This is a genomic window from Devosia sp. BK (assembly GCF_032907385.1).
Lineage (GTDB): Bacteria > Pseudomonadota > Alphaproteobacteria > Rhizobiales > Devosiaceae > Devosia.
Window position 1 is genome coordinate 458,804 of the sequence record NZ_JAIMBX010000002.1, and the last position, 22,967, is coordinate 481,770.

General features: G+C 62.3%; 19 protein-coding genes. 10 read left to right on the top strand and 9 right to left on the bottom strand.

What is annotated here, in order from left to right:
* Nucleotides 1-87: 87 nt before the first annotated feature.
* From accD to DevBK_RS14240, 7 genes are all read left to right on the top strand, one after another.
* Complete coding sequence (gene accD, locus DevBK_RS14210; RefSeq protein ID WP_317185919.1) at nucleotides 88-1,062, top strand: acetyl-CoA carboxylase, carboxyltransferase subunit beta; 975 nt, start codon at nucleotides 88-90, stop codon at nucleotides 1,060-1,062.
* Between the two features lie 91 nt (nucleotides 1,063-1,153).
* On the top strand, nucleotides 1,154-3,652 hold the full coding sequence (locus DevBK_RS14215; protein WP_317185920.1) for a methyl-accepting chemotaxis protein: 2,499 nt from the start codon (nucleotides 1,154-1,156) through the stop codon (nucleotides 3,650-3,652).
* A gap of 181 nt (nucleotides 3,653-3,833) precedes the next feature.
* Nucleotides 3,834-4,529: a nucleotidyltransferase family protein gene (locus DevBK_RS14220; RefSeq protein ID WP_317185921.1), complete on the top strand. Its 696-nt coding sequence runs from the start codon at nucleotides 3,834-3,836 to the stop codon at nucleotides 4,527-4,529.
* Nucleotides 4,526-7,546, top strand: a complete 3,021-nt coding sequence (gene addB, locus DevBK_RS14225; RefSeq protein WP_317185922.1) for a double-strand break repair protein AddB — start codon at nucleotides 4,526-4,528, stop codon at nucleotides 7,544-7,546. Before DevBK_RS14220 ends, addB begins: the two co-directional genes overlap by 4 nt.
* Nucleotides 7,543-10,974: a double-strand break repair helicase AddA gene (gene addA, locus DevBK_RS14230; RefSeq protein ID WP_317185923.1), complete on the top strand. Its 3,432-nt coding sequence runs from the start codon at nucleotides 7,543-7,545 to the stop codon at nucleotides 10,972-10,974. The genes addB and addA overlap by 4 nt, the downstream gene beginning before the upstream one ends.
* A 79-nt stretch (nucleotides 10,975-11,053) precedes the next feature.
* A complete protein-coding gene (gene trxA, locus DevBK_RS14235) occupies nucleotides 11,054-11,377 on the top strand; it encodes a thioredoxin (RefSeq protein WP_061908590.1) in 324 nt (107 codons plus the stop codon).
* A gap of 158 nt (nucleotides 11,378-11,535) precedes the next feature.
* Nucleotides 11,536-13,206 (top strand): glycoside hydrolase family 3 protein, encoded by a 1,671-nt coding sequence (locus DevBK_RS14240; protein WP_317185924.1) that lies wholly within the window; start codon nucleotides 11,536-11,538, stop codon nucleotides 13,204-13,206.
* A gap of 3 nt (nucleotides 13,207-13,209) precedes the next feature.
* Here DevBK_RS14240 and DevBK_RS14245 read toward each other — a convergent pair whose 3' ends face one another.
* From DevBK_RS14245 to rpmI, 6 genes are all read right to left on the bottom strand, one after another.
* Nucleotides 13,210-14,505 carry a folylpolyglutamate synthase/dihydrofolate synthase family protein gene (locus tag DevBK_RS14245; RefSeq protein ID WP_317185925.1) on the bottom strand — a complete coding sequence of 432 codons (1,296 nt, stop codon included), beginning with the start codon at nucleotides 14,503-14,505 and terminating at the stop codon, nucleotides 13,210-13,212.
* Nucleotides 14,506-14,640: 135 nt separating this feature from the next.
* Entirely contained in the window at nucleotides 14,641-17,064 is a 2,424-nt protein-coding gene (gene pheT / locus DevBK_RS14250) for a phenylalanine--tRNA ligase subunit beta (RefSeq protein WP_317185926.1), read from the bottom strand.
* 13 nt (nucleotides 17,065-17,077) lie between these two features.
* Complete coding sequence (locus DevBK_RS14255) at nucleotides 17,078-17,530, bottom strand: ASCH domain-containing protein (protein ID WP_317185927.1); 453 nt, start codon at nucleotides 17,528-17,530, stop codon at nucleotides 17,078-17,080.
* A gap of 5 nt (nucleotides 17,531-17,535) precedes the next feature.
* Entirely contained in the window at nucleotides 17,536-18,666 is a 1,131-nt protein-coding gene (gene pheS, locus DevBK_RS14260; protein WP_061908594.1) for a phenylalanine--tRNA ligase subunit alpha, read from the bottom strand.
* Between the two features lie 112 nt (nucleotides 18,667-18,778).
* Nucleotides 18,779-19,180, bottom strand: a complete 402-nt coding sequence (gene rplT, locus DevBK_RS14265; RefSeq protein WP_061908595.1) for a 50S ribosomal protein L20 — start codon at nucleotides 19,178-19,180, stop codon at nucleotides 18,779-18,781.
* Nucleotides 19,181-19,199: 19 nt separating this feature from the next.
* Nucleotides 19,200-19,400: a 50S ribosomal protein L35 gene (gene rpmI, locus DevBK_RS14270; protein WP_035084480.1), complete on the bottom strand. Its 201-nt coding sequence runs from the start codon at nucleotides 19,398-19,400 to the stop codon at nucleotides 19,200-19,202.
* 284 nt (nucleotides 19,401-19,684) lie between these two features.
* On the opposite strand from rpmI, the gene DevBK_RS14275 reads away from it, so the two are divergent.
* Entirely contained in the window at nucleotides 19,685-19,993 is a 309-nt protein-coding gene (locus DevBK_RS14275) for a hypothetical protein (protein ID WP_061908596.1), read from the top strand.
* Between the two features lie 50 nt (nucleotides 19,994-20,043).
* On the opposite strand, the gene DevBK_RS14280 is transcribed toward DevBK_RS14275, so the two are convergent.
* A complete protein-coding gene (locus tag DevBK_RS14280; protein ID WP_317185928.1) occupies nucleotides 20,044-20,958 on the bottom strand; it encodes a glycosyltransferase family A protein in 915 nt (304 codons plus the stop codon).
* A 74-nt stretch (nucleotides 20,959-21,032) separates the two neighbouring features.
* On the opposite strand from DevBK_RS14280, the gene DevBK_RS14285 reads away from it, so the two are divergent.
* Both DevBK_RS14285 and DevBK_RS14290 read left to right on the top strand, forming a co-directional pair.
* Nucleotides 21,033-21,452: an Hsp20 family protein gene (locus tag DevBK_RS14285; protein WP_317185929.1), complete on the top strand. Its 420-nt coding sequence runs from the start codon at nucleotides 21,033-21,035 to the stop codon at nucleotides 21,450-21,452.
* 17 nt (nucleotides 21,453-21,469) lie between these two features.
* Nucleotides 21,470-21,754 (top strand): DUF1150 family protein, encoded by a 285-nt coding sequence (locus DevBK_RS14290; protein ID WP_061908599.1) that lies wholly within the window; start codon nucleotides 21,470-21,472, stop codon nucleotides 21,752-21,754.
* A gap of 84 nt (nucleotides 21,755-21,838) precedes the next feature.
* On the opposite strand, the gene DevBK_RS14295 is transcribed toward DevBK_RS14290, so the two are convergent.
* On the bottom strand, nucleotides 21,839-22,306 hold the full coding sequence (locus DevBK_RS14295; RefSeq protein ID WP_062628706.1) for a PTS sugar transporter subunit IIA: 468 nt from the start codon (nucleotides 22,304-22,306) through the stop codon (nucleotides 21,839-21,841).
* A 48-nt stretch (nucleotides 22,307-22,354) separates the two neighbouring features.
* On the bottom strand, nucleotides 22,355-22,927 hold the full coding sequence (locus DevBK_RS14300) for an HPF/RaiA family ribosome-associated protein (protein WP_061908601.1): 573 nt from the start codon (nucleotides 22,925-22,927) through the stop codon (nucleotides 22,355-22,357).
* Between the last annotated feature and the right edge of the window lie 40 nt (nucleotides 22,928-22,967).

Below are 22,967 nucleotides of genomic sequence, written 5' to 3' on the forward strand. Positions count from 1 at the left end.
CCTGATAAGAATTGCCACAATTGACGTTTAGGTGACGCCGAATGAGCGCTACCAAACGCGCTTGAGATCATCGCGAAAGGCCGCGCCATGAACTGGATCGACAATTTCGTCCGCCCAAAAATCCGCTCGTTCCTCAACACCAAGCGGGACACGCCGGAAAACCTTTGGGTGAAGGATCCGGAATCGGGCGAGATGGTGTTTTACCGCGATCTCGAGGCCAATCAGTGGGTGGTTCCCAATTCGGGCTACCACATGAAGATCAAGCCGACCGACCGGCTGGCGACGTTCCTCGATGATGGCGCTTATGACATTGTCCCATCGCAGTCGGCTGTGGCCGATCCGCTAAAATTCCGCGCCCAGAAGCGCTATGTCGACCAGCTGAAGGAAAATCGCGCCAAGACCGGCTACGACGATTCAGTCCTGGTTGCGACCGGCAAGCTCTATCAGCGCCCTGTGACCGTTGCCGTGCAGGATTTCGATTTCCTCGCTGGCTCTCTCGGCATGGCTGCCGGCCAGGCAATCGTCACCGGCCTTGAGACCGCTGTCGAGCGCAAGACGCCGTTCATTCTCTTTGTCGCTTCCGGCGGCGCGCGCATGCAGGAAGGCGTCTTGTCGCTGATGCAGATGCCGCGCACCACCGTGGCCGTGCTGCGCCTCCGTGAGGCTGGACTGCCCTTCTTCGTGGTTCTGACTAATCCGACGACCGGTGGCGTCACCGCATCCTATGCCATGCTGGGCGACGTGCACCTGGCTGAACCCGGCGCGCTCATCGGCTTTGCCGGCCAGCGCGTTATCGAGCAGACCATTCGCGAAAAGCTGCCCAAAGGCTTCCAACGCTCGGAATATCTCTATCAGCACGGCATGGTCGACATGGTCGTCCACCGCCATAACCTGCGCTCGACAATCGGTTCGCTCGCCGGCATTCTGACGCGCGCCCCGGCCAATGAAGAACTCTCGGGTTCGGCCAGCAAAGCCATAGCTGCCCAGGCAAGCGTTCGCGATGCTGCCGTTGCCGCTGAAGGCGATGATGATCTGGTGCAAGCTGCCGCGCATGCGGAATAGGGTCTTTACCCGCACTTAACGGCCTTAGCCTAACTTTCCCGCACAACCGTTCGGCCTTCTACGAGGCCGAACTGCCTATGGGGGAAGCTTTATGCGCCGATTTACTCTGCCGATCGCCCGTAAATTGCCATTGGCCCTTTTGGGCTCGGCTCTGCTTGTCAGCATCGGTGTCGGTCTTGCGAGTTACCTGATTGGTTCGCAGGCGCTCCGCACTTCGGCGGAAAATACCCTCGAAACCCTCGCTTCCGAACGCGCTCGCGCCGTCTCGTCGTACATTGCCGGCGTCGAGGAGGACCTCAGCGCCACCTCACGCTCCGCCGATACCCAGCAGGCCCTCCGTGATTTCGCCGGCGCCTGGTTGCAGTTCAAGGTCGATCCGACCGCCGAAGTTCGAAAACTCTATGTCGATGATAATCCCAATAAGGACAATCTCTCGGCGCTCGATACGCTTGGTACAACCGGCGCCTATGATGTCACCCACACCCGCTTCCACCCGGCCTTCCGCAACAAGGTAACCGCGCGCGGCTATGCCGACTTTTACCTGATGGATCTGAAGGGGTTCGTTGTCTACTCCTTCGACAAGAACCAGGAGTTCGGCACGACCCTTGCCGAAGGCGGTCCGCTCGCCACAACCGGCCTCGGCCGCGTCTATCAGCAGGCGCTTGCCATCGAGAACGACACCGATATCGCGGTGTCCGATTACGAGGCCTATGCGCCATCTGCCAGCCGACCCGCGAGTTTCTTTGCCAAGCCGGTCTTCAATGCCCAGGGCCGGAAGATCGGCGTCGTCGCCTTCCAGTTGCCGTCGCAACTGATCGACGGTGTCGTCGGCGACCGCACCGGCCTTGGCGAAACCGGCGAAGTCATCGTCGTTGGCGCCGATGGCAAGCTGCGCTCCGATTCCATCTTCACGCCCGACAATGACGCGCTGACCGCAAGCTTCACCGGCCCCGTGCTCGACGCGGCTATCTCGGGAAAACATCCCATCGGCGAATCGTCCGAATACCGCGCGACCCCCATGCTCGTCGCTGCTGCGCCCATCGTCACCAAGGGCGGCACCTGGGCGGCCATCGCCGTCATGGGCCGCGACGAGGTTCTGGCCCCGGTCGCCCAGATGCGCAACATGATGCTTGCCATCGGCGCCGGCCTCCTCGCCGTCGTCGCCGTCCTCAGCCTTCTGTTCTCGCGCTCGATTACTCGTCCCATCACCCGCCTCACCGGCACGATGGAAACTGTCGCTGGCGGCAAATTTGATACAGAAGTGCCCTTCGGCCAGCGCAATGACGAACTCGGCGCCATGGCCCGCGCGGTTGAGGTGTTCCGCGAAAATGGCCGCAAGGTTACCCAGCTCACCGAAGCTGAAGCCGCCCAGGCGATCCGCAATCAGGCTGAACGCGCCGAGATGATGGTCACGCTGCAGCGCGCCTTCGGCGACGTCGTCGACGCCGCAATCGCAGGCGATTTCACCCATCGCGTCGAAGCCCGTTTCCCCGATGCCGAGCTCAATGCATTGGCCCATTCGGTGAACCGCCTCGTCGAAACCGTCGATCGCGGTCTCTCGGAAACCGGCTCGGTGCTCTCGGCCCTCGCTGATACCGACCTGACCCATCGGGTCAATGGCGACTATCAGGGCGCCTTTGCCCGCCTCAAGACCGACACCAATGCCGTTGCCGAACGGCTCGGCGACATCGTCGGCCAGTTGCGCTCCACCTCCGGCACGCTCAAGCGCGCCACCGGCGAAATTCTTTCGGGTGCGAACGATCTCTCCGAACGTACGACCCGCCAGGCCGCGACAATCGAAGAAACGTCGGCCACCATGGAGCAATTGGCTTCAACTGTGCTCGACAATGCCGCCATGGCGGAAGCCGCAAGCAAAAAGGCTCATGCCGTTTCCCGATCGGCCGAAGAAGGCGGCGAGGTTATGTCCCGCGCCAATCAGGCCATGGGCCGGATCACGCAGTCCTCAGCCAAGATTTCGAACATCATCGGCATGATCGACGACATCGCCTTCCAGACCAACCTTCTGGCCCTCAACGCGTCCGTCGAAGCAGCGCGCGCTGGTGAAGCCGGCAAGGGATTTGCGGTCGTTGCCGTTGAAGTGCGTCGCCTCGCCCAGTCCGCTGCCAGCGCCTCGGCCGACGTGAAGGTCTTGATCGAACAGTCCGCCAGCGAAGTGAAGGGCGGCACCCAGCTCGTCTCCGACGCCGCGGGCAAACTGTCGGGCATGCTCGACGCCATCCGCGAAAACACCGCCGATCTCGAAGCCATCGCCCGCGGCAGCCGTACCCAGGCGTCGGCCATCGAAGAAGTGACCATCGCCGTCCGCCAGATGGACGAAATGACCCAGCACAACGCCGCGCTCGTCGAAGAAACCAACGCCGCCATCGAACAGACCGAAGGCCAGGCCAGCCAACTCGATCGCATCGTCGAGCAGTTCACGGTTTCGGCGACCCCTGCCCGCTCGGTGGAGCCTGCTCCCGCCCGCGGCATCAAGGGCATGCAGGACAAACTCAAATCCGTCGCCAGCACTTATCTCCGCCGCCCCGCCGGCAACGCCGCGCCGAAGATGGAAGACTGGTCGGAGTTTTAACCCGACGGCAGGCACCTCCTCCCAACCTCCCCCACGAAGGGGGAGGTGCAACATTGCGTTCGGGGCAATTTCTTATCAAGACCACTGGCCTGACACCTCCCCCTTGATGGGGGAGGTTGGGAGGGGGTGACCTTCTCACCCACCCCTAGACAAGCCCCCCCTCCGCCGGTTCTATCCCGGCATGGAGAAACAAGACCGATTCCCCGATTGCATGCTCCTCGCCGCCGGCCTCGGCACGCGCCTGCGTCCGCTCACCGACACGATCCCAAAGCCTCTCGTTCCAGTTGCCGGCGTGCCGCTGATCGAGCGCATCATGCGCAATGCTCAGGCTGAGGGCGTCAAACGCTTCGTCGCCAATGCGCACTATCGGGCTGATCAGATCCTTGCCCATTTCGGCGGCCTCATCAAAATCAGCCGTGAAGATGAGTTGATGGGCACTGGCGGCGGCGTCAAGCGCGCACTGCCCATGCTGGTCTCCGATCCCTTCTTCGTCATGAACACCGATGGGTTCTGGCCCGACGGCGCTGATCGCCCGCTCGCCAAGATGCTGGCGCGTTATGAAAACCCTCACGACATCGTCATCCTCTGCATCCAGCCGCACCGCGCTACTGGTATCAGCCGCAGTCACGATTTTTGTCTCGATCCCACCGGCTTGGTCACCCGCGATTATGGTGCGCCGATCATCTATGGCGGCGTCGCCCTTGTCGGTCGCCGCGCGTTTGATGACACGCCGGATGGCGCCTTTTCCTTCTATGATCTTATGGAAAAGGCCATGGATGACGAGCGCCTGAAGGGCGTCGTGCTCGATGCCGATTGGTACCATGTCGGCGACCCCACCTCGCTCGCCGAAACCGAACGCCGCCTCGGTTCGGCATGAGCCTTTTTTCCATCGCCCCCCACGCGCCGTTCCTGCCCACGCTTGCCGATGCAATCATGGACGGGCGCCTGCTTTCGGGTTGGTCGCAAACGGGCCCATTCTGGCTCAGCGACGTCACTGTCATCCTGCCCACGCAGCGCGCGCGCCAGTCGCTCGCCGAATGCCTCGCGGCCCATCCGAAGTTCACCGGACTCCTGCCCGATATCCGCACCTTTGGTGGCGATGAGAGCGACGAAGAGCCGTTCCTGCCGCCGTTCGACGCGCCGCCGACTCTGCCGCCCGCCAGCCTCGTGCAGCGCCGGCTTATCCTTTCCCGGCTCGTCGCTGCCTGGGCCCATAGCCCCGCCGGTGGCCAAGCCTTCTCCTCGCCCCCAACGGCCGCCGAAATCTTTTCCATGGCCGATTCGCTCGCTGCGGTGTTCGACGACCTTGCGATTGCCGAAACGGGCGTAACCGAATTGCGGACGCTCGGCGAAACCCTTGGCCCCGAGCTCGGCGCCTATTGGCAGCAGACGCTGCAGTTTCTCGACATCGCGCTCAGCGCCTGGCCCTCCATGCTGGACGAGCTCGGCCGCGCCGATCCCTCAACCCTGCGCGGCACTCGGCTCGATCGCCAGGCCGAAGGCGCGCCGTTCATTTATGGCGATCGGCCCGTCATTGCCGCTGGCTCCACCGGCTCCATTCCCGCCACGGCCCGCCTCCTTCGGGCGATTGAACGCCTGCCGCGCGGCGCTGTCGTCTTGCCCGGTCTCGATACGTCCATGTCGGCCGAAACCCACGCCGCGCTCCTCCGCAGCGAGGAAAGCCCGCATGGCCATCCGCAATATCATCTCGCAAAACTCTTGCGCACGCTCGGCGCCGGTCCGGGTGAGGTGGTCGAGCTCGCGGCTCAAGACCATCCACGGACCCGCCTCATCCACCACGCGCTCGCGCTGACCTCCGAAACCGCCCATTGGTCGCGCGACCGCCTCACCGCTAGCGATCTTGAACAGGCCCTGACCGGCGTCACCATCATCGCCGCCCGACAAGAAGACGAGGAGGCCCGCGCCATCGCGCTTGCCGCCCGCGATGCACTCGCCCGCAAAAAAACCGTCGGTATCATCACGCCCGACCGTAATCTCGCGCGCCGCATCGCCGCCGAACTTGCCCGTTTCGATGTCTATGTGGACGATGCCGCCGGTGCCCCGCTGTTCCAGTCGACCGTCGGTCGCCTTGCCCGCCAGATCCTGACCCTCGCCGTCAATCGCTGCGCCGCCGTCGATCTCGTGGCGCTCCTCCGCAATCGTGCCAGTCTTTTTGGCCGCAGCCGCAAGGAGGTGGCCCAACTCGCCGACGATATCGAACTGGCGCTCCTCCGCGGCCAGCGGCCTGCACCCGGCCTCGATGGCCTGCGCAAAGCTCTCGCTGATCACCTGGTCGAGCCACCCAAAAGTGCTGCTCGCAAACTGAACGCGGAAAAGGCCGAAGCAATTACCGCGCTGCTCGACGACATTTCCCGCGCCCTGACCCCGCTTACCAAACTGCTCGATCAGACCCACATCCGCGCCGCCGATCTCGCCGCCGCGATCAACTCTGCCGTCGATGCCGTCGCCGATGGCGCGCCCGTCCGCGGCTGCGATGAACTCCGCGCTTGGGCCGAGGAACTGCAAAAGCACGGCGGGCAGGGCCATGCCTTCGCGCCCCAAGGTCTCGATAGAGTCCTCGCCGCGCTCATGAACGGCTTTCAGGTCCGCAACCGGCTCGACCGGCGCGGCGATATCGCCATTTGGGGCCAGATCGAAGCCCGGTTGATGCGGCCGGACCTGACCATTCTCGGCGCGCTTAACGAAGATGTCTGGCCCGAGCCGGCCGATCCAGGACCCTGGCTCAGCCGCGGCATGCGCCTTGCCGCCGGGCTCGAACCGCCCGAGCGTCTGCAGGGCCTCGCCGCCCATGATTTTGCCGAAGCCATGGGCAATGCCGATGTCATCATCGCTTATGCCGATCGCATCGGAACCAGCCCCGCATTGCCCTCGCGCCTTGTCCAGCGCCTCGATGCCTTTGCGGGCGAAGATGCCGCCAACCTGCTACGCCAGCGCGGCCAAAGCTGGCTCGCCACCGCCCGCGCTATCGATGCGGTAGAGACCAGCAAACCGGCCACCCGCCCTGCGCCCAATCCGCCTGCACATCTCCGCCCGCGTCGCCTCTCGGTCACCGAGGTCGAAACGCTGATGCGTTCGCCCTATGACCTCTACGCTAAGCACGTGCTGCGCCTGCGCCAGCTCGATCCGCTCGGCAATGTTCCCGACGCCCGCGAGCGCGGTACCATCATCCACGATGCCCTCGCCCGATTCGTCGAAGAGGGGCACGACCCCAACTCGCCAGAGGCCTTCGACACCCTGATGACCATCGCCGCCGATGCCTTTTCCGGCCTTGAAGCTATCGGCGAGCGCCGCGACATCTGGCTCAAGCGCTTTGCTACCGCTGCCATGCAGTTCCTCGATTTTGAGCGCAGCCGCGATGCCCGCGTCAAACAGCGCCATGCCGAAATCAAGGGCGACATGCCGCTCTCTCTGGCCGAGCCTTTCCGGATCACGGGCCAAGCCGACCGCGTCGATGAAATGCTCGACGGCACGGTCGAAATTCTCGATTTCAAGACCGGTTCGCCGCCCACTCCGGCTATGATGAAGGCCTTTGAGGCGCCGCAATTGCTGATGGAAGCGGTGATGAGCGGGGCAGGGGCCATGACCGGCCTTGTCGCCGCGCCTGCCAGCGCCCTGACCTATGTGAAGATCGGCCTCGGCCCTGATGCCTTCGTGCCCACCGAGTTCAAGCCCGGCGATGGCAGGCCGATCATGGAGGCCGCCGACGAGATCAATCGCCGCCTCCAGAGCCATATCGAGCACTTTCTCTTCCGCGACACGCCCATGCCCGCCCGCCTCTTGCCGCTCGCCGGCCAGCGCTTTGCGGGCCCCTATGATCATCTGGCCCGCGTCGCGGAATGGACCAGCGTCGATGGCGGGGAGGAGGACGCATGAGCGGGGAACGTGGCAAACTCACAATTCCCTCCGACACAAGAAACGCTCAGGGCCGCGCCACCGACCCAAGCCATTCCATTTGGGTTGAGGCCAATGCCGGTTCGGGGAAGACATATGTGCTCACCCGCCGCGTCCAGCGTCTCTTACTCGCCGGAGTAAAGCCCGAATCCATCCTTTGTCTCACCTATACCAAAGCCGCCGCCGCCGAGATGCGGAAGCGCGTGTCCAATGAATTGGCGCGCTGGGCCGTTATCGACGACGCAGACCTGCGCGAAACACTGTTTGGTCTCACCGGCGCCGTTCCTGACGCGGATGACCTCAATGCCGCCCGCACCTTATTTGCCCGCGCGCTCGAAACCCCCGGCGGGCTTCGCATCCTTACCATCCATGCCTTCTGCGAAGCCGTGCTCCATCGCTTCCCCATCGAGGCCGGCGTGCCGTTCGACTTCGCCGTCATCGAAGAAGACCAGCAGAGCCAATTGATCATGGCCGCCCGCGAAAGCGTCCTCGCCGAGGGCCTGCGCGGTGGCGAAAACCGAGCCGCGGTCGAAACGCTCTTCGAACGCCTGAGTGATCATCATATCGGGGAAGCCATTGGCGCTGCCTTGGGGCAAGGCGCACGTCTCAAAGCCCTTCTTGCCGATCCTGAGGCCGCTAAGCAACGGCTGCGAATGCTTGTCGGTGTAGGCAAGGAAAGCGCGGCCGACCTGATCGTTAGCGTCACCGCTGACACATTCCTCGACCCGACCACGCTCCGCCATATCGTCTCGACGCTTGGCGGCGATGCTGCAGGCAACAAGACCTGCGCCGATCTTCTCGCGCGCCTCGATCCCGATCGGCCCGATCCCAATCTCCTCCGCGCCGCCTTCTTCACGGGTACAGGCACTCCGCGCAGCCGCCTGATGGTCAAGAAAGAGCAGGCCGATCACCCCGCCATTTTCGACACCCTGACACGCGAACAGGTTCGGCTCGTCGCCCTCGACACGCGCATCAAAGCCGCCGAACTGGTCGAGCGCAGCGCCGCGGTTCTCGATATTCTCGTTGCCATTGCCAATCGCTACGAAGACGACAAGCGCCGCCACGCGCTGCTCGATTTCGACGATCTCGTCGCCCGCCTCGGCGATCTCTTGGACAATTCGGAAATCGGGCCCTGGGTCCAATACAAGCTCGATGCAGGCATCGAGCATATTCTGGTCGATGAAAGCCAGGATACCAATGATCAGCAATGGCGCGTCGTCCGGGCGCTGGCCGCAGAATTCTTCGTCGGCGAAGGCGCCGCTCGCCGCCCGCGCTCGGTCTTTGCGGTGGGCGACCAGAAGCAGTCGATCTATTCCTTCCAGGGCGCCCAGCCGGCGCTCTTCGGCACCACCGGCCACGATTTCGCCCGCCGTGCCGAAGCCGCCGAAATGGCCTTTGCCCGCCTGCCGCTGCATACGAGTTTCCGTACGCTCAAAGGCATTCTCGACGCTGTGGACCGCGTCTGCGCCCGCCCAGACATCCAGCTCGCGCTCCTCGCCGCCGACCCCGTGCTCCACACCGCGGCGCGCAGCCAGGCCGGCGGCGCGGTTACGCTCTGGCCGCCCATCCAGGCGCAAAAATCCGAACTCGGCGACGGCCAGTGGCCGCTGGAGCCGGTGGAAGCAGAACAAAGCGCAGCGCGCCAAGTGGCGCTCCGCATGGCCCGTGAGATCAAGGGCTGGATCGATACGGGGCGCCCCCTTGCCCAGCGCGGCCGGGCCGTGCGCGCCGATGATGTGCTGATCCTCGTCCAATCCCGCAGTGCGCTCTTCCAGGAAATCATCCGCGCCCTGCGCCTTCTCGATGTGCCGACCCCTGGCGCCGATCGACTTGCGGTCACGAGCCATATCGCCATTCTCGATCTCCTCGCGCTGATCGATGTCCTCCTCAACCCCGCCGACGATCTGCAACTGGCCGCGCTTCTCCGCTCCCCGCTCTTCGATTTTTCCGAAGACGATCTTTTCATTCTCGCCAGCACCCGCTCCCAATACCAGAGCCTCTGGTCCGCGCTCCTGGCTTCAAGCAGCCCCGCCGATAGGGCTGCTGCCGAGCGCCTGACGCGCTGGCGCGCCGATCTCGATTTCGAGCGTCCCTTCGAATTTTTGACCGGCGTCCTCTATGCCGATGGCGGCCTCAAACGCTTCCATACGCGCCTCGGCCCCGAGGTGGACGAGGTCCTCTCCGAATTCCTCGAACTGGCCTTGGCCCACGAACAGCGCGAGCAGCCGTCGCTGCAAGGCTTTGCCGCCGACATGCGCAGCCGCAACGTCTCGATCAAGCGCGAATTGGCCGAAGGTGGTGGCGGCGTCCGCGTCATGACCGTCCACGGCGCCAAGGGGCTCGAAGCCCCCATCGTCATCATGGCTGATGCTGCAAGCAAGCCCGACAGCAAGCAGATTGGCAGCCCGGTCTATGTGCTCAATGGCGCACCCGGCCCACTCCTCATCCACGCCGCTAGCCAACGCCAGCATGTCCCCGCGACCCTCGCGCTCAAGGAAGAGATCGACGCCAATCTTGCCCAGGAATATTGGCGAAAACTCTATGTGGCCATGACCCGCGCTGAAGACGAACTCTATGTCACCGGCGCCCTGACCCAGCGCGGCAAGCTCGACGGCACATGGTATGAGGCCATAGAATCAGCGCTTGGCGCGGCGTCCGAGCGCGTCGAGGACGAAAATGGCCTCTCTGCGCTCATGTTCCCTTCTGATCGCCCGACGCCGCTGATCGCCACCACGACCCAAGCCACCGGTGCGCCCAAATCCACCTGGGTCGATCCGCCGCCCCTGCCAGAATTCGCCCCGCCGCAAATCCTTTCGCCCTCACGCGCCCACGAAGCCGTCGGCGGCGAACCCGTCCTCGCGACCCTCGCCGAACGCGTGCGCGACGCCGAGACCGCGCGCAAATCCGGCATCGCCCTTCATGCCCTGCTGCAACATCTGGGCAAGGTCGATCCCAGCCTCTGGCCCAATGTCATTCCGCGCGCGCTCGAAACCCTGCTGCCCGACCTGCCTGACGAGTGGGGTCGCCTGGGAAAAAAGGCGCTGTCCATTCTCAATCACCCCGACTTCGCTCCGCTCTTCGGACCCGACAGCCGGGCCGAAGTGGCTTTTCTGGTGCAAGACACGCGGGGCGGGGAACCAATCCGCCTTGCTGGGCGTATCGATAGGCTTGTGGTTGACGACACCGGGGTAACGGTGATCGACTACAAGTCCGATGCGTCGGCGCCGAAGGAGGCCGCCGGCGTGCCGGCGCGGTACATCACGCAGCTCGGGTTATATGCGCTGGTTGCAAGCCAGCTGTTCCCCGGCCGTCCTGTTAGGGCAGCGATCCTGTGGACAGAGTTGGAATCATTGATGATTTTGCCCAAAGCTCTCTTGGACGGCGCCACTGCGGATTTCACCCTGCGGTGATCGATCTTGTGCAGAGGCTGGACTCTCCCCAGCTTTGGGAGCAAACAAGCCACCGCTTTCAACCCAAAAGGCACACTAAATGACGAAGCAGGTTTCCGACGCCACCTTTGGCGAGGAAGTTCTAAATTCTCAGGAACCGGTTCTGGTCGATTTCTGGGCGGAGTGGTGCGGGCCCTGCCGGGCGATCGCCCCCGTGCTCGATGAACTCTCCACCGAACTTTCCGGCAAGGTGAAGATCGTCAAGCTCAACGTCGACGAGAACCCCTCGACGACGGTCAAGTATGGCGTCCGCTCCATCCCCACCATGATTCTGTTCAAGAATGGCGAAGCCGCCGACATGAAGATCGGTGCCGGCACGCCCAAGGCAGGCCTCACCAAGTGGCTCGAAGGCCACGCCGCCTAAGACGGCCTCCTAAAGAATACCAAGCGCCGCTTGACACACGTCCGGCGGCGCTTTTGTTTGCCGACCACAATCTGGTCGCCTTATCCGGTCACTCACGAGTGGCAGCGCCCTAAGCGCTCTGCTAGCTCTATAGAATTCGCCGTTTCCGGAGACTGCCCTTGTCCGCCATCGACCTGTCCGCCGCCCCGTTCCATCTCGACGAAGAGGCGATCGCCTGGGTCCATTCGACACGCGATGGCCTGGCGCCGCGCGACAAGCTGGCCCAGCTTTTTGTGCTGCTGGCCCGCGGCCCGGCCGACGAAGCGTTGGAAACGGTAAGGAGCTTCCGCCCCGGTGGCGTGACCCGCATCTATTCCGAAGATCTCGCCGCCGAAATCGGCTTCGCCCGCCAACTCGACGCCATCGGTCCTGCGCCCATGCTGATATCGGCCGATCTCGAAGGCAGCCGCATGAGCCTGCCCTTCGGCACCTCGGTGCCCAACCCGCTCGGCCTTGCCGCTGTCGACGACGTCGAGGCCACCACGGCGATCTCGACCATCATGGCCGAGGAAGCGGGCGCCGTCGGCCTCAACTGGAGTTTTACTCCCGTCATCGACATCAATGCCGCCTGGCGCAGCGCCATCGTCGGCACGCGCTCCTATGGCAGCGATATCGACAGGATCGAACGCCATGCCCTGGCGCAGATTGCCGCTTTCCAGAGCAATGGTGTCGCGGCGACTGTGAAACACTGGCCCGGCGAAGGGTATGACGATCGAGACCAGCATCTGGTCACGACGGTCAACCCGCTGACCCTTGCCGAATGGGAAGAAAAGTTTGGCCGCCTCTACCGCGCCGCCATCAATGCCGGCGTTCTCAGCGTCATGTCCGCCCACATCGCCTTCCCGGCTTTCGTGCGGGAGCTCGATCCCGAAGCCACCTCTGAGGCATTCCGCCCAGCGTCGCTGAGCCGCGTGCTCAACGAAACGCTCCTCCGCGAGCGCCTGGGCTTCAATGGCCTCATCGTCTCCGACGCCACGCCCATGGCTGGTCTCGGCGATTGGGGCCCGCGCGACGAAACCCTGCCCGAAGTCATCATCGCTGGTTGCGATGTTATTTTGTTTTCGGACGACCCCAATGGCGACCTGATGCGCCTCGTGAAGGCGGTTGCCGATGGCCGCCTGACCCAGGAGCGCGTCGACGAGGCCGTCACCCGCGTCCTCGCCCTCAAGGCCGCCCTTGGCCTTCACAGGGACCGTCCCGAGCCCAATCTCGACACCGCTCGCGCAATCGTCGCCACGCCGGAAAAGCTGGCCAAGGCTGCAGAAGTCACTGCCCGCATGCCGACGCTGGTGAAAGACACGGCCAACCTCCTGCCGCTCTCGCCGGCCAAGCACAAGCGCGTGCTGATCTATTCGACTGGCGCCGTCCAGCCCTTCGCCCCTCAGCCGATCCCACTATCCCTGCCGGATATGCTTACCCGCGAGGGATTTGAGGTTACCCTCCACACGCCCGACCTCGCCGTGCGCCCCAGCGATTATGATCTGGTGCTCTATCTCCTCGCCGAGGAAACGCTCCTCACCCGCAGCCGAATCTTCCTCGATTGGAAACGCCTCACCGGCTCGGTCTTCGGCGCCATGCATCGCCACTGGCACGAAGTGCCGACACTCATGGTCTCTCTCGGTTTTCCCTACTATCTCTACGACGCGCCGCGCGTCTCGACCTATATCAACGCCTACGGCTCCAGCGACGCCATTCAGGAGGCTGTGCTGAACGCAGTGCTTGGGCAGACCGCGTTCACAGGGACAAGTCCGGTCGATCCCTTCTGCGGTAGTGAGCAGGCGAAGTACTGATCGTTAGTCCGGCGGCGTGCCGTTCTTCGCCAGCACATCACCCGCCAAATACAGTGACCCACAAATCAGCACACGCGCATTCGGCACCTCTGCCGCTGCTTTCAACGCTGAAACAATCGACCGCTTCGACCGCGCCAAAAGCCGCAAGCTTTCCGCGCGGCTGACGATATGCCCCGCCGGATGCGCATTCGGCTCTCCCGGAATGGTCAGTGCCATCACCCGCGGCTGAAAATCCTTGAACGCCTCGAGAAACTCGCCGGGATCACGCGTGTTCATCATGCCCATGATCAGCACCAGCGGCGCCGGCCGGCTGCGGTCGAATTCTGCAATGGTCCGCGCCAGCGCCTTGGCCCCATGCGGATTATGCCCGCCATCGAGCCATAGTTCGTGGCCCGCCGGCAAGAGGTCCCGCAGTTTTCCCGAGCGGATTGGCTGCATCCGCGCCGGCCAGGTTACTTTCCGCAGGCCCTCGGCAAAATCCCTGTCGGTCACCGGCAAGCCAAAATGCCGCGCTGCGGCAATGGTCAGGGCCGCATTGTCGAACTGGTGCGGTCCCCGCAGCGCCGGTGGTGGTAGGTCGAGCATGCCGGCCTCGTCGGTGTAGAGCAACCGCCCGTCCTGGTGCGTTCCGTGAAAATCCTCGCCCTGCCAGAGCGGTGTGATCCCCAGCCGATGCGCCGCGCGCTCCAGCACCTTGCGGCCCTCGTCGCGTTGAATGCCTATGACGGACTTCGAGCCACGCTTCAAAATCCCGGCCTTGTTCGACGCGATCTCGGCGATCGTATTTCCCAAAAATCCCTGGTGGTCGAAGTCGACCGGCGTGATGATGGTCCCAAGCGGCTGCTTGACGACATTCGTCGTGTCATACGTTCCGCCCATTCCGGTTTCGAGCAGCAGGAAATCGGCCGGCGTCTCGGCAAACAGCTTGAACGCCGTCACCGTTGTCACCTCGAAAAAGGTGATCCCCGCCCCGCCATTGATCCGCTCCACCTCTTCGAGCGCAGCATTAAGGAGCCGCGTCTCGACGAGCTTGCTCGCCAGCCGAATGCGCTCGTTGAAGCGCACGAGGTGGGGAGAATTATATACATGCACCTTTTTTCCCGCTGCTTCGAGGAAGGCGCGGAGATAGGCGATCGTCGAGCCCTTTGCATTGGTCCCCGCCACATGGATGGTGGGCGGCAGCCGATCCTGCGGATTGCCGAGCTTTTCCAGAAGCGGCAGCATGCGATCGAGGCTGAGATCGATCAGCTTGGGATGAAGGCCAGACAGGCGTTTCAAAATGGCGTCGGTGCGGGACACTTTTGTCTCCGAGGTGGCAGATCACCGCCAGCAACTTGGCGTCACCACCGGGCTTGTCCCGGTGGTCCATATATCGGCGAGAGTGGATTGCCCGGACAAGCCGGGCAATGACGACGGTGGAATGACTACGGTCGCTTACTTCCGCAGTTCGCCGCCCGTCGTCTTGGTCACGGCCGCAACAACGGCCGCCGAAACCTTCTCGATATCCTCGTCCGTCAGCGTCTTGTCCCGCGGCTGCAGGGTGACTTCGATGGCGACCGACTTTTTGCCCTCGCCGACATGGGCGCCTTCGAACACGTCGAAAATGCCGACATCGGTGATAAGCGCCTTGTCCGCACCCTTGGCCGCGCGCAGGATCGACGCGGCCGTAACCCCGCGATCCATCACGAAAGCAAAGTCACGCCACACCGGCTGGAACTGGCTCAGCTCCAGCGCCGACTTGGTCTTGGTCGCCTTCTTGCGTGCTTCCGGCAGGGCATCGAGGTCGATTTCAAACGCCGCAACCGGTCCTGAAATATCGAGATCAGCCGCCAGCGCCGGATGCAGTTCACCGAACCAGCCCAGCGTCACCTTTGGCCCCAGCGCAAAGCGCCCGCCGCGACCCGGGTGGCTCCACGATGCAGCTTCGGGAAGCACCTGCACCTTATCGACGTCGATCCCGAGCGCATCGAGCACCGCCGCGAGATCGGCCTTGGCATCCCAGACACCAACCACCTCGGCCTTGCCCGACCAATGGCGCCCGGCGCCATCGAGCTTGGCCGTGCCAGTGCGCAGACCAGACGCATAGGTATGCTGGCCTTCCGGCTTATCCGAAAGGAAAACCTGTCCGACTTCGAACAGCGCCACATCGGAAAAGCCGCGATTGGCATTGCGCCGTGCGCCAGCCAGCAGCCCCGGCAACAGTGAGGGCCGCATGTCGGTCATGTCGGAGGCAATGGCATTTGCGAGCTGCCGGTCTTCCGTGCCGCCACCAAAGCGCGTCGCGTCGTCATGCGAAATGAAGCTCCAGGTCACAGCCTCATCGAGACCACGAGAGGCTAAAACCCGGCGCGCGATGCGGCGACGGTTCTGGATGGTCGTCAGAATGCGCGGCGCAACGTGGTTGAGGCGCGCCAGCGGCTCAACCGGCACATTGTCGACGCCCACCATGCGCATGACCTCTTCAACGAGATCCGCCTTTTGGGTGACATCCGGACGCCAGCTCGGCACTTTCACGGTGCGCGTGTCGCCAGACCCTTCGGCCGCAAAACCAAGCAAAGCCAAAATTGCTTCAATCCGCTCCGGAGCCACATCAAGACCCGTCAGACGGCGCACTTCGCCTAGCGGAAATTCGACAACCGTATTGGCAAAAACGTCCTCGCCCGAGATCGCCGGCTCCATCGGTTCGCCGCCGCAGAGTTCAAGCACCAGCCGCGTCGCCAGTTCCATGCCCGGCTCGGTCAGCGCCGGATCGACATTGCGCTCAAGTCGATAGCGGGCATCGGATACGATACCGGTCTTGCGGCCGGTCCGGGCGATCAGCTCCGGGTCCCAGCTTGCACATTCCATGAAGATGTTGGTGGTTTCCTCGGTCACGCCCGAGCGGATGCCACCCATAATGCCGCCGAGGCAGAGCGGGCCCTTGTCGTCGGCAATGACCGTCATGGTCTCGTCGAGCGTATAGACCTTGTTGTCGAGCGCATCGAACGCTTCGCCACGCGCATTGCGCAGCACCATGGTGCCCTCGACCTTATCGGCATCATAGGCATGGAGCGGACGGCCCCAGCCGAGCGAAACGAGATTGGTAATATCGACAATGGTGTTGATCGGCCGCAGGCCCACAGCCCGCAGGCGCGCCTGCAGCCAGTCCGGCGACGGGCCGTTCTTCACGTTGGCAATGAAGCGGCCGGCAAACTTGCGGATCGCCTTCGGCTCATCGCCCGAAAATTGCTGCGGCAGCGGCGCGATCGGGCTTTTGCCCTTCGACGGCACCGGCGAAAAATCAGTCGTCTTCAGCGTGCCAAGACCAAAGGCGGCAAGATCGCGCGCCACGCCATAGACACCGGTCGCATCGCCCCGGTTTGGGGTGATGGAGATATCGAAAACCACGCCATTGATGCCGGCATAGTCGACGTATTTTGCACCGATCGGCGCATCGTCAGGTAATGAAATAATGCCGTCATGATCGTTGCTGAGCTGCAGTTCCGCCGCCGAACACAGCATGCCATTGGATGGCGCCCCACGAATGACGACGCCACCCTTGAGTTCAAAATCCTTGCCCGGAATATAGGTACCGGGGAAGGCAAAGACCGACTTCATGCCGGTCTTCACATTCGGCGCGCCGCAGACGACGTCGATCAGTTCGCCCGTCCCCGCATCCACCTTGCAGATATTGAGGTGGTCAGAATTGGGATGCGGCTCAGCCTGCACCACCTGCGCGATAACAAACTTTTCGAGCGCCTTGCCTTGCGATTCAACGCCTTCGACCTCGAGGCCGATCGTCGTCAGCGCCACGGCGATCTCATCGGCGGACGCATTGGTCTCGAGATGTTCCTTGAGCCAGTCGAGCGTGAATTTCATGTTGTTGGGACCTTCAGAAGGTGCCGTCGGCGCTGGCTAGCAGCGTTTCGGCCAAAAGTTGACGTCCGGCCGGCAGCACCTCTACCAGCCTGAAAATTTCGCAGACGATCTCCATGCCTGGAGAAAATCCGCCATTGCGCGCGAAATAGGCCTCATGCCCCGCGCGCCATTCGGCATAGGGCCCTTCGCCCTCGCGATCGGTGAAGGTAGGAGGAATGGCCTCGAATGGCATGATCTCGACGCTGACTGTCTCGATCACGCAGGCCTCTTCCGCCGCGCCATTGAGCACAATGTCTCGACGCCCCACCTGCGGCAGCGGCTCCTCGCCGCCGCCAAAGTGGGCCAGTGCCCCACAAGTCGCATCCTTCTTGCCCGCCAGCACCAGCGCAAGCAGCCGATCCGCCAGCGCCGGATTGTCTCCGAAGCTGAAGCGAATGGGTTGGTTGCTGTCATTGGGCATCGTCATTGCGCTCAGCTGCTCAGCCCACCAAACAGCGTCGGCAGGTCGAGCGGCCTAAAGCCGTAATGTTCGATCCAGCGCTGATCTGCGTCGAAGAAGGCGCGCAGATCCGGCATGCCATATTTCAGCATGGCGAGGCGGTCGATGCCCATGCCCCAGGCAAAGCCCTGATAGACATCGGGATCGAGCCCGGCATTGCGCAGCACATTGGGATGCACCATGCCGCAGCCCAGAATTTCGAGCCAATCCTCGCCTTCGCCGATCTTCACTTCCGAGCCCGAGCGATCGCATTGCACGTCGACTTCCATCGACGGTTCGGTGAAGGGGAAGAAGCTGGGACGGAAGCGCAAAGTGACACTCGGCACCTCGAAGAATGCCTTCAAAAACTCCTCGAGCACCCAGCGCAGCTGACCGATGTGCGAATCTTTGTCGATGACGAGGCCTTCGACCTGGTGGAACATCGGCGTATGCGTCTGGTCCGAGTCGTTGCGATAGGTGCGGCCGGGCATGACGACGCGGATCGGCGGATCCTGCGACGGGGTCAGATATGACGCTGCCGGCTTCTCATTGCTCTTTTGCATCACGCGCACCTGCACGGGCGAGGTGTGGGTGCGCAAAACCTTCTTCACGCCGTCCGGGCCGGTCTTCATGAAGAAGGTGTCGTGCATTTCGCGCGCAGGATGACCTTCAGGGAAATTCAGCGCCGTGAAATTGTAGTAGTCCGTCTCGATATCGGGTCCTTCGGCAATGGAAAAACCCATATCCGAGAAGATGGCGGTGATTTCGTCGATGGTCTGCGAAATCGGGTGGATACGGCCCTTTGCGGTCGGCGCCGGCTGCAGCGGCAGCGTCACATCTACGGTCTCGGCCTTGAGCCGCGCTTCGAGCGCCGCGCCCTTGAGTTCGGTGCTGCGCGCGTCGATCAGACCCGCGATCTCATTCTTGAGCCCGTTGATGGCTGGCCCGGCGCTCTTGCGCTCGTCTGCCGCCATAGCGCCAAGCGTACCGAGCAAGGCCGAGACCGAGCCCTTTTTGCCCAGGGCAGCAACGCGGACGGCATCGAGAGCGGTTTCGGTGTCCGCGGTGGCGATCGCAGCGGAAAGTTCGGTGCGCAGCGTGTTGATATCAGTTTCCAAGGACATTGGGGGCTCTCGGCAATGAAATTTGAAGGCGGTTAGAGCAAACAAAAACGCCCCGCGCCAGCCCTTTTCAGGGTGGCGCAAGGCGCAATTTCGACCTCAGCGAGACTGGAGGTTAGGCGGTGACGCGGGCGTGGGTCGTCTTGTCGACGCCCTCGAGATAAGCCAGCGCTGCCTTGGCCTTGGCGACCAGGGCACCGAACGCTTCGGGCTGGGTGATCGCGAGATCGGACAGCACCTTGCGGTCGACAGCAACCTCAGACTTGCTGAGGCCGTCGATAAATCGGTTGTAGGTCAGGCCGTGTTCACGGACAGCAGCGTTGATACGCTGGATCCAGAGAGCGCGGAAATTGCGCTTCTTGACGCGACGATCGCGATACGCGTACTGGCCGGCCTTTTCGACGGCCTGCTTGGCGATACGGATCGTAGACTTACGACGGCCATAATAGCCCTCGGCGGCCTTCAAGACCTTCTTGTGACGGGCGTGGGCGGTTACGCCTCTTTTTACGCGTGCCATTCTTCAGTGTCCTTCCAGCTTAGCGGTTGTACGGCATGTACCACTTCACCAGACCCTCGTCGCCCTTGGACAGGATCTTGGTGCCGCGGTTGGTGCGGATGTACTTGGCGTTGTGGCTGATCAGGCGGTGGCGCTTGCCGGCAACGCCGGCCTTCACCTTACCCGAGGCGGTGAAGCTAAAACGCTTCTTTGCGCCGGACTTGGTCTTCATCTTGGGCATTTTGCGGGTCCTTATAGGAAAATAGGATGGATTTGGGCCCATCGCATTCAAAGATCGCCACGGCATGCCTTTTGGCCGGGCGATCCGGAGATGGCGCTCTATAGGGGGAATGGTGAGGATTGGCAAGGCCGACTCGTCGGTGGCGCGCTTACGAAAACCGCGGGGTTTGGATCACCCACATTTTGGTGTTCAACCTTACCGAACATTCATGAAACTTTATGCGGGGGTTTCGCGTCTATTCAGCACGCTCCAAGCGTCGGAGCGATATTTTAAGGAGTATATATATGCGTACCATCAAAGCTTTTGCTGTCGCTGCCCTTCTCGCCACCTCTGCCGGCGCCGCTATGGCCAGCCCATTCGAGGTCGATTCTTCCATCCAGGCACTCGACGAAGCGCGCTTTGCCACTGTTTTGACCGTCAACCCGTCTGAAGCCCGTTCGCTTGCGATCGACGTCGACACAGCGTCCTTGCAGCAGAAGATCAAGAACAACCCGGCTCTCGCACGCACTGTGACCGACCAGGGTTTCCAGATCGACCAGATCGTTGGCCTTGATGCGACCAGCAGCACCAGCGTTACCCTTTACGCGCTCTAAGGCCAGCGTGTGATGGCAACAGGGCGGCCCATGTGGCCGCCTTTTTTGTTTCAAGCTTTGGCTGCAGCGAGCATTGGCTCGAGATGGTTTTCAAACAAAAGCCCGGGGTGCTCTGCCAAGGCCGCTCCATACGCCGCTTCCGCTGCCAGCGACACGCGCAAAAATCGGGCAATTCCTGCGACATCGACGGATGACAGGCCGTAGAACCCGCTCTCGACCCGCCGCAGGATTTCGGTCTTGGAAGCGATCATCCCTACCGCTACATCCTTGCCATTGCTCATCGAGCCATCGCGCTTCACGTAGTCGTGGAGGGGCGTACCCAAATGCAGCGACCGTGGCGTGTGGCGATAAAGCTGCAGCATTAGCTCAAGATCGGTCATGTTGCTCAGCGTCGGATCATAGCGCGCATCGGTCTTCGTCCGATCCCAGACGACCATGGAATCCATCGAGACGCTCACCCACTTGTGCTCACCCGGCGTCAGGTCGCGATCCGGCCCATCCCCGACATAGCAAAGATGCTCAAAATCCATGGTCATGACATCGAGCGCCGTGGTCACGATCGCCGCATTTTGCAGCGCCTCTACGGCCCGTTCGAGCTTGTCCGGCTTTAGCCGGTCATCGGCATCGAGAATGGCGACAAAAGGCGTTTCAAGTTTTTGGAGCGCCACATTCCGCGTTCGCGATGCGCCTGTCCCAACCCCGCCACTGGTCAGGAAAACCTGGCGATCATCGCGCAATCCCTGTTCGTCCAGGAAAGCCGCATAATCGAACCCGTCATCGGCGATAATCCAGTGCTGCCAATCGCCAAAACTCTGGTCCAGCACACTCTGCACCATAGTCGAAAGCGTGTCTTGGGCGCGGAAGGCTGGGGTGATGACGGCGACAGTACGGGATGGGGTCACAGAGGCCTCGAAACGTCGTGCGGCAAAGGCCTCTGGGCTTGAACCGAGGCGGGAAACACCCATATCTGCCTCAGTCAGCCGATGCCAGTGTTTTGGGTCGGCCGGCATCGTTGCTTGGCTAAACAAGGACGGCGTTGATGTCGCGTATTTCGGTGTTTTCCGCACCTTTTCTCCTCGGCTTCGAAAGTTTCGAAGAGAGGATCGATCGGCTTGCCCGGTCGGCGGATGGCTACCCCCCCTATAATATCGAGCGCACTGCAGAGCCCGATGGGGCCGAGCGGTTCATCATCTCCATCGCCGTGGCCGGTTTTGCCGAAAACGAGCTCGAAGTGATGACCGAAGACAACCAGCTCTCCATCCGCGGCAAGCAGAAGGATGAGCCGGGGCGCGAGTTCCTGCATCGCGGCATTGCCGCCCGCCAATTTCAGCGCACTTTTTTGCTCGCCGATGGCATGATCGTCAAAGATGCAACTTTAAACCATGGAATGCTCGTTATTGCTCTTGAGCGTCCACGCGTAACCAAGCTCGCCCGCCGAATAGACATTCGATCGCTCTGATAGAAAGGGCCAATAAAATGATGGATAGACGCAATATCGATGCCCTGAACCCCGAGGCACACCCGCTCCGGCACTTGACCGAGGCCCAGTTCGCCGCGCTTGGCGGCAGCGCCGTGGCCTATATCAAGCCGGTTTACGGGGAACTGCTGTCCCACATGATCAGCGAGGCCGAGTTCAATTCCGATGAGCTTTACCAGCTCGTCATGTCTGCCGACGGCACGCCGCTCATGGTGGCCGATACTGCCGACGCCGTTACCGAGTGGCTCGGCGACCAGAATCTGGGGCTCGCAACGCTGCATTAAGCCAGCGTCACTTGAGCCGTAGCCTAAGACAGAAGCCCCGCCAGCAGTTGGCCAGCGGGGCTTCTTAATTTCAGGAATCCGCATTCAGGCGGCGGCGCTGTCCTCGAGCGAGGTCGTCAGCATGTTGTAGAGCCGCTTTCGATCCGTTTCGGTCCGCAATTGGTCGATGACGCTTTCAGTGCGCAGCAAGCGTGCCACGCGCGAGAGAGCCTTAAGATGATCCGCACCCGCGCCGACCGGTGCGAGCAGCATGATCACCACATCGACGGCCTGATCGTCGACCGCATCGAAGTCGATGGGCTCGTCCAGCCGCGCAAAAACGGCGGTCACGTCCTTGAGGCCATTGAGCTTGCCATGGGGAATGGCAATACCGTTCCCCAGGCCCGTGGATCCAAGTTCCTCGCGCCCGGTGATGGACGCAAGGATCTCGTTTCGATCCATGCCGGTGATTTCAGAAGCCTTATCGGACAAGACCTCAAACAGCTGACGCTTCGAGGTCAGCCCCGTACAGTCAAGTACGGCGTCCTCCGCCAGAATGTCGGCCAATTCCATTAATCTGCCTTGGGCTCTACTTAAGCTTTGCTACGGCAGGAGGGCGCATCAATTTGCCCCCAAAGCAGGATCGATCCAGCCTATATTGCCGTCCGCGCGGCGGTAGACCACATTCAGGCCGCCATGTCCAGCGTGGCGGAACATCACAACCTGCTGACCAGAAAGGTCGAGCTCCATCACGGCTTCTTCGACACTCATCTGGCGAAGGTTCTTGGTGGTCTCGGCAACAACGGGCGGCGCGTAGTCTTCGTCGAGCTCATCGAAGGCATCCGACGACCCGAAAACCGTATATTGCGCTGTTTCATCGTCGCCCGTTCCCGGTCCGCGACGATGCGACTTGAGCTTGCGATTATACCGACGCAACCGCTTTTCGATATTGAGCGCCATCACTTCATAGGCCGAGGTGGCGTCGCCACCCTGGGCGCTTGCCTGCAGGCTCGCGCCGCTGTCCAGATGCACCACGCAATCGGCGCGATAGCCGATCCCATCGGGGGTGAGGGTCAGATGTCCATCATAACCGCCGTCGAAATACTTGCCGACGACAGCTTCAAAATGCTCCTCCGCTTTGCCCCGGAGAGCATCGCCGACATCCATATTCTTTCCCGAAACGCGCAAGGCCATGGCTTTTTCTTCCTTTCGGTCGTGTGTTCGACGCAGAAGG